Source organism: Pantoea sp. PNA 03-3, from assembly GCF_003201175.1.
In the GTDB taxonomy this organism is placed as follows: domain Bacteria; phylum Pseudomonadota; class Gammaproteobacteria; order Enterobacterales; family Enterobacteriaceae; genus Pantoea; species Pantoea stewartii.
In genome coordinates this window covers 39,937-51,826 of the sequence record NZ_QICO01000014.1, presented here as the reverse complement: position 1 = coordinate 51,826, position 11,890 = coordinate 39,937, and the positions used below count along the sequence as shown (strand labels likewise).

Below are 11,890 nucleotides of genomic sequence, written 5' to 3'. Positions count from 1 at the left end.
CATGAAAAGCTATGTACATGCCATTAGTGACAACAATTCCATCAGAGCGAAAGGCGCTGGTTACTACCTTTCAAGAGTAACCGTTGCTGCCAGTATGGTCGTGTTAGTCGTCAGCTTGCCGTTAACAATATACGCCGGGTTACGTTGCTTGGGAGGCAGCCTGCCTGTCATCTGGTTCGTGGCCCCGTTACTGATGGATTTGGTCTTGCTTACTTATGTGGCTAAGAAAATTAAGAGCAAAAGACTCAAAGGCGTTGTTGCAGGGATGAAAGAAGAGGGATGCTTTAATCCTTCATCGAGAGAGGAACAAATCATGCCGGCACAGCAGGTATATATGGGCATAGACATAGATTCTGGGGTTATTGGCATCGCAGCACTCTATGCCCAGGGAGCCGTAAGGAACAAGCGCACCTACTTCGAAGCGGAAACCATAGAGTCATGGGAGTACAACGAAGGAAAGCTGACCATGAACCTTCGCAACCGCAACATTCCTACTATCGAGCTTGTGTTAATTAATGCAGGAGCTGCATACCGTCAGCTTGAAATGGTGACCCGAATGTATGAGCAGCATCAAAAGTACAGGGGTGAGAAGTATATGGGCTGGCGTAAAGCTATGCTTGATAAGGGATGGATGCTTCCAAGAACTTACTAAGATGGTCCAAAACCGCCAAATTTGGCGGTTTTTTATGTATACTCAAATAGTTATAGTTGTGAGATGTGGGGGGATGTGTGAGCAGAGTAGCTGAGCGGCAGGAACTGAAGAGTAACCTGGAGAAGCAGCAGGATTATCGCAACCGTATCCGGGAAACACACGACCAGCTGAACCTTTATCTGACCAAGGATGCAAAAAAAATGCTCGTTGAGATCACAAAAATCAAGAAGCTGACTCAAGCCGAAGTCCTTGAATTCCTTATAAAGAGCTATCATGACGGAATTAAGTTTGACGATTCAGGAGACTGAAGTTACTCTGTAACCATTAAACAGCGCGCATTGATCTGTAAAAAACCACATGATATGTTAAGCGCCGTTTACATAACCTTACGGGGTTATTACTGAATTAAGTACGGGGAGAGCGGCCCGGAGATGTACCGCTTGGGGAAGTGGCTGGAGCCACAAAGTAAAAACCCCCTGATTCACCCCTCAAACTTTGGCCGGTAGGGGAGGTGAAATCAGGGGGTCGAAACTGCCTGCTGGCAGAAAGGATTATAGCAAATGGGTACTCTATTGCAATACAGCCCGGCCAATATGTGCAGGGGCTGGTGAATCAGAAAAACAAACACTCCTTAGAATTTTCAGATATTGAGTCATTTGAAGGACTTACACCGTCTTTCATCAACTGGCTTAAAAATCACACCTCACCTGATCCCCAGGAATCGCTGACTTTACGCGATGGTTCTGCACCTGCGCGCAAGACTCGCCGGCGCCGGGGAACCCATTCAACAGCCTGCCAGTGCCCGAATCCGCGCTGGTTCCGTCCGGATAACTTCAAAAAGCTGCCTGGCGAAATCGGCCACGGTTACAACCGTCTGGTAAAGCGCGATCGCAAAACCGGTGAACTGAGCCTGCGTATACGCATTTCACGTCACCCTTACTTTGTGCAGCTGCGTGAGGAGGTCGGGCGCCAGCGCGATTTCCGGCCGGAACGGGAAAACCTGCTTGATGCAATCGTTGTGCTGATGGTCAGCACCGTGGATAAAGCAACCCATATCGATACCATCAATCTCAGTAAGATGGCCTGGCAGCTCAGCGACAAGGACGACAAAGGCAACGTCATTAATAAAGTGACCGTAACGCGCGTGAGCCGGCTGCTGGAGCACATGATGGAATTCGGCCTCCTGGCATTGCCTGAAGGCGTCACCTGGGACCCGTTCAACCGCAAGTGGTTCCCCAAGCACGTTGTGCTGACCGCGCGCCTGTGGGAAATGATCGGCGTCGATCTCGATAAGCTCTATGCTGAGCAGGCCGAGTATGTGATGGCTGAGGCAGAAGGCTGGATCACCCGCGACGAGGATGGCCACGCCGAAGAAATCTCTGTCAGAACCGCCCGCAAGCGCTGGTATGAGAGAATGCGACATGCCACCCTGGTGCGCCGGCGGGAAGCGGCTCTGAAGGGTAAGCGCGAGAAAAAGCTGAAGAAACTGGCCGAGCAGCCGTTTGATGACCGCGTGTATGCCATGTCCGATCACCTGATGCGGACCCTGCCCAGAGACGAACTGCACGCGCTGTCGCCCCGTGAGTTCGCGCAGCGGGTGTACAGCCACCTCTACCAGCTCGATTTAGGACTGGAGAGGGAAGCCGGGCCACCCGACTACCACTGATTTCCTTCCCCCGTAAATCTTCAACCGCCGCCGGCGGTTTTCGTGCTGGCCAGCCGGCCGCACCCGACCAAAAAACGCGCACGTTTTCCTTCTGGCCAGCGGCCATTTTTCCCGAAAATGAATGTCCGGTGGATAAGATGGCCATGCCGGCACCTTTTACACAATTACCCGCAAACAAGAAAACGAACATACGGGCAATCATCAAATCAGCAAGCCGCAAAATACTCTTAACTTCTTTAAAAAGATCTAATTCATAAAAGAGTTAATAGTTTATTCAGGCGGGATTTTCTGTGAATAACGGGGAATGTCTGTCCTTTCAGCGCCGCTGACGCGGCACGACGGACAGCAGCGGTCGCGGGCTCCCTTAAAGGTAGCACCCGGCAGACTCGCCGGGCAAAAACCCTCAGTGCTTATTTCGATGCCGGTTAATCTTTTGCCCTCGCCGTGTTTTTCCCCGCCGTGCCTGTGGCACGGCAGAAAAAAACAGGTGAGGATGATGTAACTAAGTACATCCCCGTAAGTCGTCCGGGCTGCGCAACGCAACCCGTCCAACAACGCTACTGCACACGCGCCCGGTGCGCCACAGGCGTCACACCGCCCGCTCGCAGTAGCAGGGGGATAATGATACACGGGCGCTGCTGCAGGAGGCCTGGCACGGAAATATCGTCTGCAGGCCACTGCAGTGCCTTGCAGGCAATCACCTCCGTGCCGGCTGACAGATTTTAAAATTTACAGGGAAAAGAGATGTGATTTAGCCGCAGTTATCCACATCAGCCGCTCTCAGCCGCGTTAAACAGGGTGAAGACAGGGGAATGTTGCTCTTTTGCAGTGAAGGCCACTGGGAGCGTTTCAGGCGCTTATTTGAGTTAACGTGATTTCAGCAGGAGGGGGTAAAAAAAACCCGACTGGTGAGATCGGGTTTTTTTGTTTTGGCGCTCAGGGTTACATCTCGATCATCGGGAAAAAGTCTTCCTGCTGATGGTAGAGCACATCGTCTGTGTCTTTATCCTCAAGCCAGTCAGCAAACAGCTCAAACAGGCATACCGACATCATTTCCGGCCCGATGGCGCCATACTGCAGCTCGTAAAATACCTCGATTTGTTCCAGCAGGCTGTTGGCTGACTTGTCGTAGCCAAATAACTTAACCGGCGGGAAGTGCATTTCATCCGGATTGCTTTCTGCCAGCTCGTCATCGCGACGTTCCGGATAAATGCTGTAGAGCGTTGCCGGCGTGGGAGGCAGAACCTCAACGAACCGGTTAATGCGCATGGGCAGCGTGCTGGAGAACTTTTCATTATCGGGGATGTAAAACGCGGCGCTTCGTACCAGGGCGTCCTGAAACGAAATTACGCCCTGTCCTTCGGTCTGCTTACGCAGCTCGCGGATGTTGACGCGATCCTTTTCGCGGATCTGGTATTTATCGCCTTCCCGGATGCTTTTAGAGAACGTGCCCTGCTCAGCCTCCTGCCCGGACAGCTCTGAGTAATAATCTTGTCCCACGGCTTCGCGCAGGATTTCGAAGGTTTTGCGGTCCTCAATCGACTCAAAATACTTCACGCGCGTGTTGGCAATGAGTGAGTCCACTTCACCGTTCGCGCCGCGGGCCAGTGAAGGATGGTCCTGCGAAGAATAGACCCCCATTTTCTCCAGTGAGCGTTTCTGTGCGGCCAGCGTATCCATACCGCTGGTAAAATACTGGCCCAGCTCGTCATAAATCATGCCGTAAGGTGCCGTGTTTTTCAGTGAATGAGTCAGCATAACTTCCTCCTGTTTACCTTCCAGCTGGTAACCGAGGTCTTTACTGATCGTCATACGCTGCAGCGTCACGTACAGGCGGCCAAGCGTTGATGCTTCGCCGCGTGACAGTTCCAGTGACGGGATCATGACTATCAGGATGCGGTCGTTATGGAAAATATCATCCATACGGATATCGCCGCTGTCTTCCGGGAAGACGTGGCCATAAGTTTCATTAAACAGCGACAGCGTTTTCAGGAACTGACGGCTCATGTAGTTATGCTGTTCATAGGCACGGGCCTCCCAGGTATCCGGATATTCCGCATTGTCCAGCTGGAAGCCTGGCAGGTTTTCCAGGTAGGTTTCCAGTGCCGCATAACCCTCACTGTGCCAGCCGTTCTTCTTCGCTTCGACGTACAGCGCCGCCATTGCCGGCAGCGACATGTTTTTCTGGATCGTGCGCTGCGATAACAGCAGCTCGCCGCGCGCGCGCTTGTAGCACAGCGCGTTGATCAGGGCATTCATCATGGCTTTAGCCGTGTCCTGCCACTGTGCAGAATCACCGCCGACCTGCGGCAGCATGGACTCCATCAGCTGGATGATGAACGTGGGCGGCGCCACGCTGAAGAGGTTTACAGAGTTTGACTGCGCGGGCTGAGTTTCCTGCTTCACCAGGTTCACGAACCGATCGATGCTGCCGGTAAGCAGGTTCAGGACGTAGTAATCATCCTCGCGACCAAACCGGCGGGCAAGCGACCAGGTGGCGAACGCCAGCTTGTTATCAGCCTTACCGTCAGAAAGACAGTAGCCCCGGCACCACAGCAGAAAGTTAACGACAAAGCCGTAGAAGGTTTCTGTTTTACCCGAGCCCGTGGTACCAAAAAACATCATGTGGCGCAGGAGGTCGGTCATATTGAGCCACAGCTCGCGGCCGAAAAGCCGGCCACGTTCGTAGCCGACATAAAAGATCCCCTTCGCTTTGTTGCGGTTCCTGACCTTATACGGCAGGCGTATCGGCCCCAGACGGAATTCTTCCTGTGATTCTGTCGTCAGGGTGTCATCAAACATCTCAGAGTCTTTAGGCATCCGCAGCGGCGGCCGGAACTTACGGTCTGAAAACGTCACCATGAGCGGCGGCAGGAACAGAATGCTCAGCAGCATGGTGAAGGGGATAAGCAGCCCCAGCACCGTCAGAATGGCCAGCAGGCCAAACTGAACGTTGGGGGTAAGGAACCACTCCATAAAGGAGCCGGCGCCGCGGACGACTTTTTTACTGTCTACAGATTCCTGTTGCATGACGTCTCCGGGTTATTCACCAAGCGTCTGCTGCAGCTGGGCGTCGTCTAAAACGACGGCCACGGGCAGCACATCCCCTGTGTCGGCAACGATTGACGGCGTGCCAATGAAACCGAACTTGTTATAAGCCATGTCATTCGCCTCAGACAAGCGCGCACCGGTTGTATCGGGTACCGCTTTGGGATCGTCAAATTTCGGGTCCATTGTGGTCATACCCATGCTGATAACATCCTGCCAGCGCTTAACCCGGTCTTTTTTAGCCGTATCGAGAACCATCGAGGTACGCACAACAGAACGTAATCCGCCAAAAGCGGACACGGGGAAGACTTCAACGTTATAGCGCTTGCTCAGCTCCTGCAGGCGGGGCTCCAGATCGCGGCAGTGCGGGCACATCGGGTCGGAGAACACGTAAAGCGTGTGTTTATGTCCGGCGGAAAGGGAGATGGTAAAGCGGCCATCAGTGACAGCATCCTTCAGCGCGAGAATATCATTAGCTGCCAGATTTTTAGGGGCTTCGGGCTGCTTCTGAACCTGTGGCTGCGGGGATGCAGGTGCCTGCTGCTGAGGTGCCGCCTGCTGGCCGGGAACCGGGATATACATGTCTGCCGGCAGCTGCTGAGCAGTCCTGTTCATGTTCATGATCGCACCGTTCACTGACACGATGAATGCCAGTGCGGCAACCGGCCAGAACACAAACGTGGCCAGACTGCGCACGCTGTTCAGCCCGCGCTGCTGCCGGAGCTTTTTGCGGATGCCGGTAAGGGCTTCAATGGCCTGATATTCATTTTCAAAACGGAACAGCGGGGCTGCTTCGCCGTTCAGCCCGCGGTACGTCAGCGTATGGCCACTGGTGTGATCCTGCTCAAGGCCAAAATGGCAGGCTGACAGGGGGAAAGTGTGCAGCGCATGTTCCTGATAGCTTCCGTCAGAAGAGAGAAATAGCGTGTTCCGGTCGGTTTTTACGGTAAGTTTCATGGTTCCTCGCTTAAAGTTCCAGGTGATCAATTCGGGGGGCAGATGACGGTCTGGCCGGCTCTGATTCATCGTCGGTCAGGCGCGGGCGTTCAGGCTCAGCAGCGTCCGCTGGCGGCAAGCCGGCGGGCCCGTCAGCATCTTCTTCAGATTCAAAAGCAAACGGGGGAATAACGTCTTCCGGGAGTTCAGCTGCGGGGATCGCGGGTTCGCGGCGGTCAACAAGACGGAAATGCAGCAGGTCGAGCTCAAGGCCGAGTACAGCCGCACGCACTGTGGGCGGGAACATCACAACCCTGTCCTCTGTCAGTGTCCGGCGATACGTCTCACACTGACTCCAGGCAATAACGCCGGCACCCTCAATGAAGTATTTGCCGCGGCCGACGCTGGAAAGCGCGTACCACAGCGTGCGATCGACGCCCTTCAGCCAGCGGAAGTGTGCGGAGGGCAGCTGCAGGTCATCATCAAACAGGGCGTGAAGCAGTGTTCGTGAGCTGCGGTGTCCGGCGGCAAAGGCGCGGAAGTCTTCACACGCGCTTGCCGTGGTCCAGAATGTTTCGGCCAGGCCGTAATCCGGGAAGCCGTCTTTGGTGCGCAGGCAGGAGCGGTTAAGGTCGTCGAGTATGGCTTTGGCCGTGGGGCGGTCACCCATAAAGCGCAGGTGAACGAATGAGGCGGCCAGCGCCTTTTCCCACGGCGCCAGTGAAAGCGCGGCACCGTCCGGCACAAGGTTCACCTGTGCCAGAAAGACTTTATGAGCGGCTTTTTTTCGCAGCCGGCGGCGGGCTTTATCGACCAGGCTGTGCTGCTCCGCGAATTCCACTGGCGAACGCGCACTGCGGGCCTCTTCAGGATCTTCGTTCAGCAGCAGCTGATCGAAATGTCCAAACCGGGCCAGGATATGCGCAATGCCGGGGTAGTTTTTCACCATGACCCACGGCAGATTGCGGATGGTCAGCTTACGGGTGAGGCGGTAGTAAGGGTTACGCGAGATAAGCCAGACAAACAGGCCAATGATTAAAATGAACAGGGGGAAAAGGACGCTGGCCGTGTCATTCACTACACCGATAAAATCCCACAATGAAACCTGATGATTGTACCGGGCGGCAGACTGAAGCATGTCGCGGCGTTCACCGGCATTGCCGGGCGTGATGGCATCGGGTAAGACGCTGTAGAGCCAGTAAAGCAGGTAGCATACGCCGTACACCACATAATCGCGGAAACCCAGCCACAGCACCGTGAGCATGATAAGCACGCCCCCGGCGATCATCAGACCGTCATCCCCGCCCCCTTTGTTTTGCTGCTGATTTTGCATCAGAACCTCAGTGAATTTTGATAGACCTGACCGATATACCAGGCCTTGCGCGCTGGCGTATTGGAGTGGTAACGGCCGACACCCTGCCAGAAATCGCCGCGTTCGAGAATGATGTTGTATTTGAGGATATAGGCGCTGGCATAAGCAGAGGCGCAGAAGTCGTTCTGCAGCTGCTCAGCTTTAACGCCAAAATCAGCAAGCAGTTTGTCAGCCCAGATGGTATTGACCTGAAAAGCGCCGTAGTCATAGGTGCCATTTTTGTTTTTATTTTTCATTCCGGGTTTTCCGCCTTCCGTAAGCCATAGAGCAAGGAATCCGCGGAGTGGAATGTGGTAGAGATTGGCTGCTTCTATCATGCAGGTAGGAAGCGGGATTGAGGGCGGTACGTCAACCATAACACTCTCCTATTGATTTAATTTTCGTTTGAAAAATATACCATCAAAAGGAGAGTTTTTTAAATTAATTCGTTTTCTCTGTAAGTGAATTTACAGGGTGAATATCATTTGCTGTCAGGTGATACGGTTTTTCCGTCATTCAGATCTTTCCAGGCCGGATAGTCACCGTCACGGCCGCAGCGGATCGTCATTGCGCCAACAGTGATAAGGGCACCACCACTGTAGTATTTGTTGTCATACACACAGGCGGTTTTTTTCTGTGTGTCGGTCAGGGATACAGCGGAAGACGAGTTTTGAGCGATCAGTGTCTGAAGTAGCTGATTGGTCTGTGCCTGCTGAGCAAGCTGCTGCTTCATAATGTTATCTGAAACAGGGGCCACTATTGTTTCTGCCAGTACGCTGCTGCTGACAGCGGAAACAGCGAACATCAAAGCCAGTTTCGTAGTTAACTTCATTTCTCATTCTCCTGTTAAAAAATCCGGTATTGGATGAAAGAATCATTTAAATTAACAGGGTAGAAACTATCAAAGTCAAGTCAAAACGTATTCAGTTCAGACAGGAGTAAAAATGCACTATCCGCACAAAAATTTATTGAGTTACATGATCGCCTGGCTCTCGCCTTTCGCGATCGTTTACGGAACTCTGTTTGTTATGGGGCAGGCGGTCATGCTGTACGGTGCAGGACAGCACAGTATGTTTGTGGGGCATGGTGCCGTACTGCTTTACCTTCTGTGTGTGTTTTTCGCCTACCGCTGCTGGGTAGCACCGCTGCCGGTAACGGGACAGCTTCGCAACGTGGGGGCGCTGTGGCTCGTTATCGCGATGGCCGCTGTGTATGTCGCGGAATATCTCTGGGGCAAAGCCGCCGGGCAGCCGGCTGAAGCGTTCGTGTCGGAGCTTTACGCCGGAAAAACCGCCGCCGGCGTTCTGAGCACCACGCTGACCATTTTTATCCTGGCGCCGCTGAATGAGGAAACCCTGTTTCGCGGGATCATGCTGAACGTGTTCCTGTCAAAGTACCGCTGGACTGGCTGGCTGGGTGCCGTATTGATTTCCCTGCTGTTCGCCGCCGTGCATACGCAGTATCAGAACGTCAGTACGCTCGCAGAAATGTTTATGGTTGGGTTCATCACGTCTGCGGCCCGCATACGCAGTGGCGGGCTTCTGCTGCCGGTTCTGCTGCATATGGAGGCAACCGCGCTGGGTCTGCTGCTGGGATAATGACGTGCTGGCGAGCCTTTCCGTAATTCTCACCTGAATCAACCAACTAGCGTAATTGCCGGCACAACCTTCTGCGCCGGCATTGCCAGCGGCCGAATCTCAGTCATATACTGTTTAAAAATACAGTATTAAAAGGTTGACAATTATGGCGCTGGAGCGGATCACTCCCCTGCCTTCTGACGAAGGTATTTTGCTGCCGTTATTTGCCGAGCCTGTGGCGGCCGGCTTTCCCAGCCCTGCAGCAGGCTACGAAGAAAATGAGCTGAATCTGCATGACTACTGCGTGCGCCGGCCTTCTGCGACCTTTTTCCTGCGGGTCACCGGGGATTCCATGCGCGATGCACGCATTCATGACGGCGACGTGCTGGTTGTCGATCGTGCGGAAGAGCCCTGTCACGGCAGCATCGTGATCGCGAGCATCGACAATGAGTTCACGGTCAAGCAGCTGCAGCTGCGCCCCTACCCCTGCCTGATGCCCCTTAACCCGGCTTTTGCACCCATCCGCTTTGATCCGGATACGCTGCAGATCTGGGGCGTGGTGACGTTCACTGTAATGAGCCATGCCCCATGATGGCCCTGATTGACGTGAATTCCATGTACTGCAGCTGCGAAGAAGCCTTCCGGCCCGATCTGCGCGGGCGGCCCGTTGTCGTCCTCAGTAACAACGACGGGGCGCTTGTCGCCATTAACCGGGCGGCGAAAGCGCTGGGCCTGAAGCGGGGTGAACCTTATTTCCGCTGCCGGCAGGTGCTGGAAAAGAACAACGTGGCCGTTTTCAGCTCCAATTACACTCTCTACGCTTCCTTTTCCGCGCGTTTTGCGGCCGTCGTGGAAAGCCTGGCACCCCGGACCTTCGTTTACTCGATCGACGAACTGTTTGCCGATGCGTCTCACATGAGTCAGGTGATGTCGCCGGAGGCGTTCGGCCGGCAGCTGCGCGCCGAGGTGCAGCGCCAGACCACCCTGACGTGTGGCGTCGGGGTATCCCTGAATAAAACGCTGGCCAAGCTCTGCAACCATGCTGCCAAGACCTGGCCCGCGACCCGTGGCGTTGTCGCGCTGAGCGATCCGGACAGGCTGAAAAAACTCATGAGCCTGGTGGGAACCGGTGATGTGTGGGGCGTCGGGCACCGGACAGAAAAGGGGCTGGCCGGTATGGGGATCACGACGGCTCTGGGGCTGGCGCAGATGGATATCCGGCTGGCGCGCCGGCTGTACGGCGTGACGCTTGAGCGCACTATCCGCGAACTGCGCGGCGAGGTCTGTTTTGCCCTGGAGGAAGGCGCCGGGGCCAAACAGCAGCTGGTTGTGTCACGTTCATTTGGCGGGCGCGTCACGCAGCTGGCAGATATGCAGCAGGCCGTCACCCGCTACGCCACGCGGGCCGGGGAAAAGCTCCGTCAGGAGAAGCGCTGGGCGCGCGTGGTGTCCGTATTTATCCGCAGCAGTGCCTATGAGACGCAGGGTGCGCCCTACGGCAATCAGGCAACCGAGGTGCTGACAATGCCCACGCAGGACACGCGCGACATCATCCAGGCAGCTCAGACCGGGCTGGCGCGTATCTGGCGTGACGGCGTGCGTTATGCCAAAGCGGGCGTGATGCTGGCTGATCTGCAGGACCGCGAAACGCAGCTGGACCTCTTTACGCCGCCGTCGGTTCGTCGCGGCAGTGAAAGCCTGATGGCGACGCTGGATAAAATTAACCGTGACGGACGATCGCGCGTGTTCTTTGCCGGCGAGGGCATCGATCCGTCATACGCCATGCGCCGTGACCTTCTCTCACCCGCCTATACCACGCGATGGAAGGATATTCCGGCGGCTTTTCTGCGATAATGCAGGCAGCTAACCGGAGGAATAACCCACTATGAGTGAACGTCGCTACCGTCATCCGCAGGTCAATCTGCGACTGCCTGAAGAGCTTAAGGAAAAGCTGTACGCTCTGGCAGGACGCCACCACAGGTCAGCCAACACTGAAATGGTGGCAGCGATCACGGCATGGATTGAACGGCACGAAGAGGGTCTGGCGGACGAGCCGCCGGCAACAGCAGAAGAAAGGATTTCAGCACTTGAAGAGCGTGTGGCAATGCTTGAGGGAAGAGACTGAGCGGCCCGCGCGGCAGCTTAAACACCCCTGACGCCGTTCCGGATCAGGACGGTTCAGCCTCTTCTAGGCGCGCGTTGTAGATTTCTTCGGCCAGCGCCAGTCCCTTCGGCGTCAGATCAAAGCCCAGATTCAGGGACTGATGATAACGATAGCGCTTCAGCAGTCCGTGGCCTGCGAGTGTATGGCAGGAGCGGCGGAAATTTGTGTCGGCAACCGGCTGCAGTCTGGCCTGATTGAGAATGGTCAGCAGCTGCATCGCCGGCAGCGGATTGCTCATCTGGCCACGCCGGGTGAGCCCGCACAGGACAAACAGCACATCTTTTTGGACGGAAGACAGGCGCATACCCGGTGATCTCCTGTTAAAAATTAATGATGTGTCACATCATTAAGGATTGTTAGCGCAGAGTGTAGGTCAGCTCGGGTGTCGCAGCAATAAAGCTGACTGACTGCGGGAAAAGAAAAAGCCGCTCTTATCGGCGGCTGGGGTTTTCTCTGGTGTTGGTCGTTCGCTGTTGCTATGTACTATATAGCACTA

Annotated in this window: 14 protein-coding genes; 8 read left to right on the top strand and 6 right to left on the bottom strand. The window is 54.9% G+C overall.

Going from position 1 to position 11,890, the window contains the following annotated elements; all coding sequences use genetic code 11:
- Position 1 precedes the first annotated feature (1 nt).
- The 4 genes from C7433_RS22630 to repA all read left to right on the top strand — a co-directional run bounded on the left by C7433_RS22630 (position 2) and on the right by repA (position 2,318).
- A complete protein-coding gene (locus C7433_RS22630) occupies positions 2 to 652 on the top strand; it encodes a hypothetical protein (protein WP_110269005.1) in 651 nt (216 codons plus the stop codon).
- Positions 653 to 729: 77 nt separating this feature from the next.
- The gene (repC, locus tag C7433_RS22625) at positions 730 to 960 is read left to right on the top strand and encodes an IncL/M type plasmid replication protein RepC (protein ID WP_110269004.1); all 231 of its coding nucleotides are present in this window, start codon (positions 730 to 732) and stop codon (positions 958 to 960) included.
- 252 nt (positions 961 to 1,212) lie between these two features.
- The gene (gene repB / locus C7433_RS24170; protein ID WP_369896887.1) at positions 1,213 to 1,263 is read left to right on the top strand and encodes an IncL/M-type plasmid replication leader peptide RepB; all 51 of its coding nucleotides are present in this window, start codon (positions 1,213 to 1,215) and stop codon (positions 1,261 to 1,263) included.
- Positions 1,260 to 2,318 (top strand): plasmid replication initiator RepA, encoded by a 1,059-nt coding sequence (repA, locus tag C7433_RS22620; RefSeq protein WP_233255828.1) that lies wholly within the window; start codon positions 1,260 to 1,262, stop codon positions 2,316 to 2,318. The genes repB and repA overlap by 4 nt, the downstream gene beginning before the upstream one ends.
- Before the next feature lie 942 nt (positions 2,319 to 3,260).
- Here repA and C7433_RS22615 read toward each other — a convergent pair.
- From C7433_RS22615 to C7433_RS22595, 5 genes are all read right to left on the bottom strand, one after another.
- Positions 3,261 to 5,348 (bottom strand): conjugal transfer protein TrbC, encoded by a 2,088-nt coding sequence (locus C7433_RS22615; protein WP_110269002.1) that lies wholly within the window; start codon positions 5,346 to 5,348, stop codon positions 3,261 to 3,263.
- A gap of 12 nt (positions 5,349 to 5,360) precedes the next feature.
- Positions 5,361 to 6,323, bottom strand: coding sequence for a DsbC family protein (locus tag C7433_RS22610; RefSeq protein WP_110269001.1), 963 nt, complete (start codon positions 6,321 to 6,323; stop codon positions 5,361 to 5,363).
- A 10-nt stretch (positions 6,324 to 6,333) separates the two neighbouring features.
- Positions 6,334 to 7,635: a conjugal transfer protein TrbA gene (locus C7433_RS22605; protein ID WP_233255827.1), complete on the bottom strand. Its 1,302-nt coding sequence runs from the start codon at positions 7,633 to 7,635 to the stop codon at positions 6,334 to 6,336.
- The gene (locus C7433_RS22600) at positions 7,635 to 8,030 is read right to left on the bottom strand and encodes a lytic transglycosylase domain-containing protein (protein WP_233255826.1); all 396 of its coding nucleotides are present in this window, start codon (positions 8,028 to 8,030) and stop codon (positions 7,635 to 7,637) included. The genes C7433_RS22605 and C7433_RS22600 overlap by 1 nt, the downstream gene beginning before the upstream one ends.
- 104 nt (positions 8,031 to 8,134) lie before the next feature.
- Entirely contained in the window at positions 8,135 to 8,485 is a 351-nt protein-coding gene (locus C7433_RS22595) for a DUF1496 domain-containing protein (protein WP_110268999.1), read from the bottom strand.
- Positions 8,486 to 8,597: 112 nt separating this feature from the next.
- On the opposite strand from C7433_RS22595, the gene C7433_RS22590 reads away from it, so the two are divergent.
- From C7433_RS22590 to C7433_RS22575, 4 genes are all read left to right on the top strand, one after another.
- Positions 8,598 to 9,251 carry a CPBP family intramembrane glutamic endopeptidase gene (locus C7433_RS22590; protein ID WP_110268998.1) on the top strand — a complete coding sequence of 218 codons (654 nt, stop codon included), beginning with the start codon at positions 8,598 to 8,600 and terminating at the stop codon, positions 9,249 to 9,251.
- 145 nt (positions 9,252 to 9,396) lie between these two features.
- Complete coding sequence (locus C7433_RS22585) at positions 9,397 to 9,822, top strand: LexA family transcriptional regulator (RefSeq protein WP_110268997.1); 426 nt, start codon at positions 9,397 to 9,399, stop codon at positions 9,820 to 9,822.
- Positions 9,819 to 11,084 carry a translesion error-prone DNA polymerase V subunit UmuC gene (umuC, locus tag C7433_RS22580; protein ID WP_110268996.1) on the top strand — a complete coding sequence of 422 codons (1,266 nt, stop codon included), beginning with the start codon at positions 9,819 to 9,821 and terminating at the stop codon, positions 11,082 to 11,084. The genes C7433_RS22585 and umuC overlap by 4 nt, the downstream gene beginning before the upstream one ends.
- Positions 11,085 to 11,115: 31 nt before the next feature.
- Positions 11,116 to 11,355 (top strand): Arc family DNA-binding protein, encoded by a 240-nt coding sequence (locus C7433_RS22575; RefSeq protein ID WP_110268995.1) that lies wholly within the window; start codon positions 11,116 to 11,118, stop codon positions 11,353 to 11,355.
- A gap of 43 nt (positions 11,356 to 11,398) precedes the next feature.
- On the opposite strand, the gene C7433_RS22570 is transcribed toward C7433_RS22575, so the two are convergent.
- Positions 11,399 to 11,698 (bottom strand): chromosome segregation protein ParM, encoded by a 300-nt coding sequence (locus tag C7433_RS22570; protein WP_110268994.1) that lies wholly within the window; start codon positions 11,696 to 11,698, stop codon positions 11,399 to 11,401.
- Positions 11,699 to 11,890 lie beyond the last annotated feature (192 nt).

Bases quoted from the DNA above. Each gene is read 5' to 3' on its own strand.
- C7433_RS22575 (WP_110268995.1), top strand. From the start codon at position 11,116: ATGAGTGAACGTCGCTACCGTCATCCGCAGGTCAATCTGCGACTGCCT.
- C7433_RS22570 (WP_110268994.1), bottom strand. From the start codon at position 11,698: ATGCGCCTGTCTTCCGTCCAAAAAGATGTGCTGTTTGTCCTGTGCGGG.
- C7433_RS22590 (WP_110268998.1), top strand. From the start codon at position 8,598: ATGCACTATCCGCACAAAAATTTATTGAGTTACATGATCGCCTGGCTC.
- C7433_RS22585 (WP_110268997.1), top strand. From the start codon at position 9,397: ATGGCGCTGGAGCGGATCACTCCCCTGCCTTCTGACGAAGGTATTTTG.
- C7433_RS22610 (WP_110269001.1), bottom strand. From the start codon at position 6,323: ATGAAACTTACCGTAAAAACCGACCGGAACACGCTATTTCTCTCTTCT.
- C7433_RS22630 (WP_110269005.1), top strand. From the start codon at position 2: ATGAAAAGCTATGTACATGCCATTAGTGACAACAATTCCATCAGAGCG.
- C7433_RS22605 (WP_233255827.1), bottom strand. From the start codon at position 7,635: ATGCAAAATCAGCAGCAAAACAAAGGGGGCGGGGATGACGGTCTGATG.
- umuC (WP_110268996.1), top strand. From the start codon at position 9,819: ATGATGGCCCTGATTGACGTGAATTCCATGTACTGCAGCTGCGAAGAA.
- C7433_RS22595 (WP_110268999.1), bottom strand. From the start codon at position 8,485: ATGAAGTTAACTACGAAACTGGCTTTGATGTTCGCTGTTTCCGCTGTC.
- C7433_RS22615 (WP_110269002.1), bottom strand. From the start codon at position 5,348: ATGCAACAGGAATCTGTAGACAGTAAAAAAGTCGTCCGCGGCGCCGGC.
- C7433_RS22600 (WP_233255826.1), bottom strand. From the start codon at position 8,030: ATGGTTGACGTACCGCCCTCAATCCCGCTTCCTACCTGCATGATAGAA.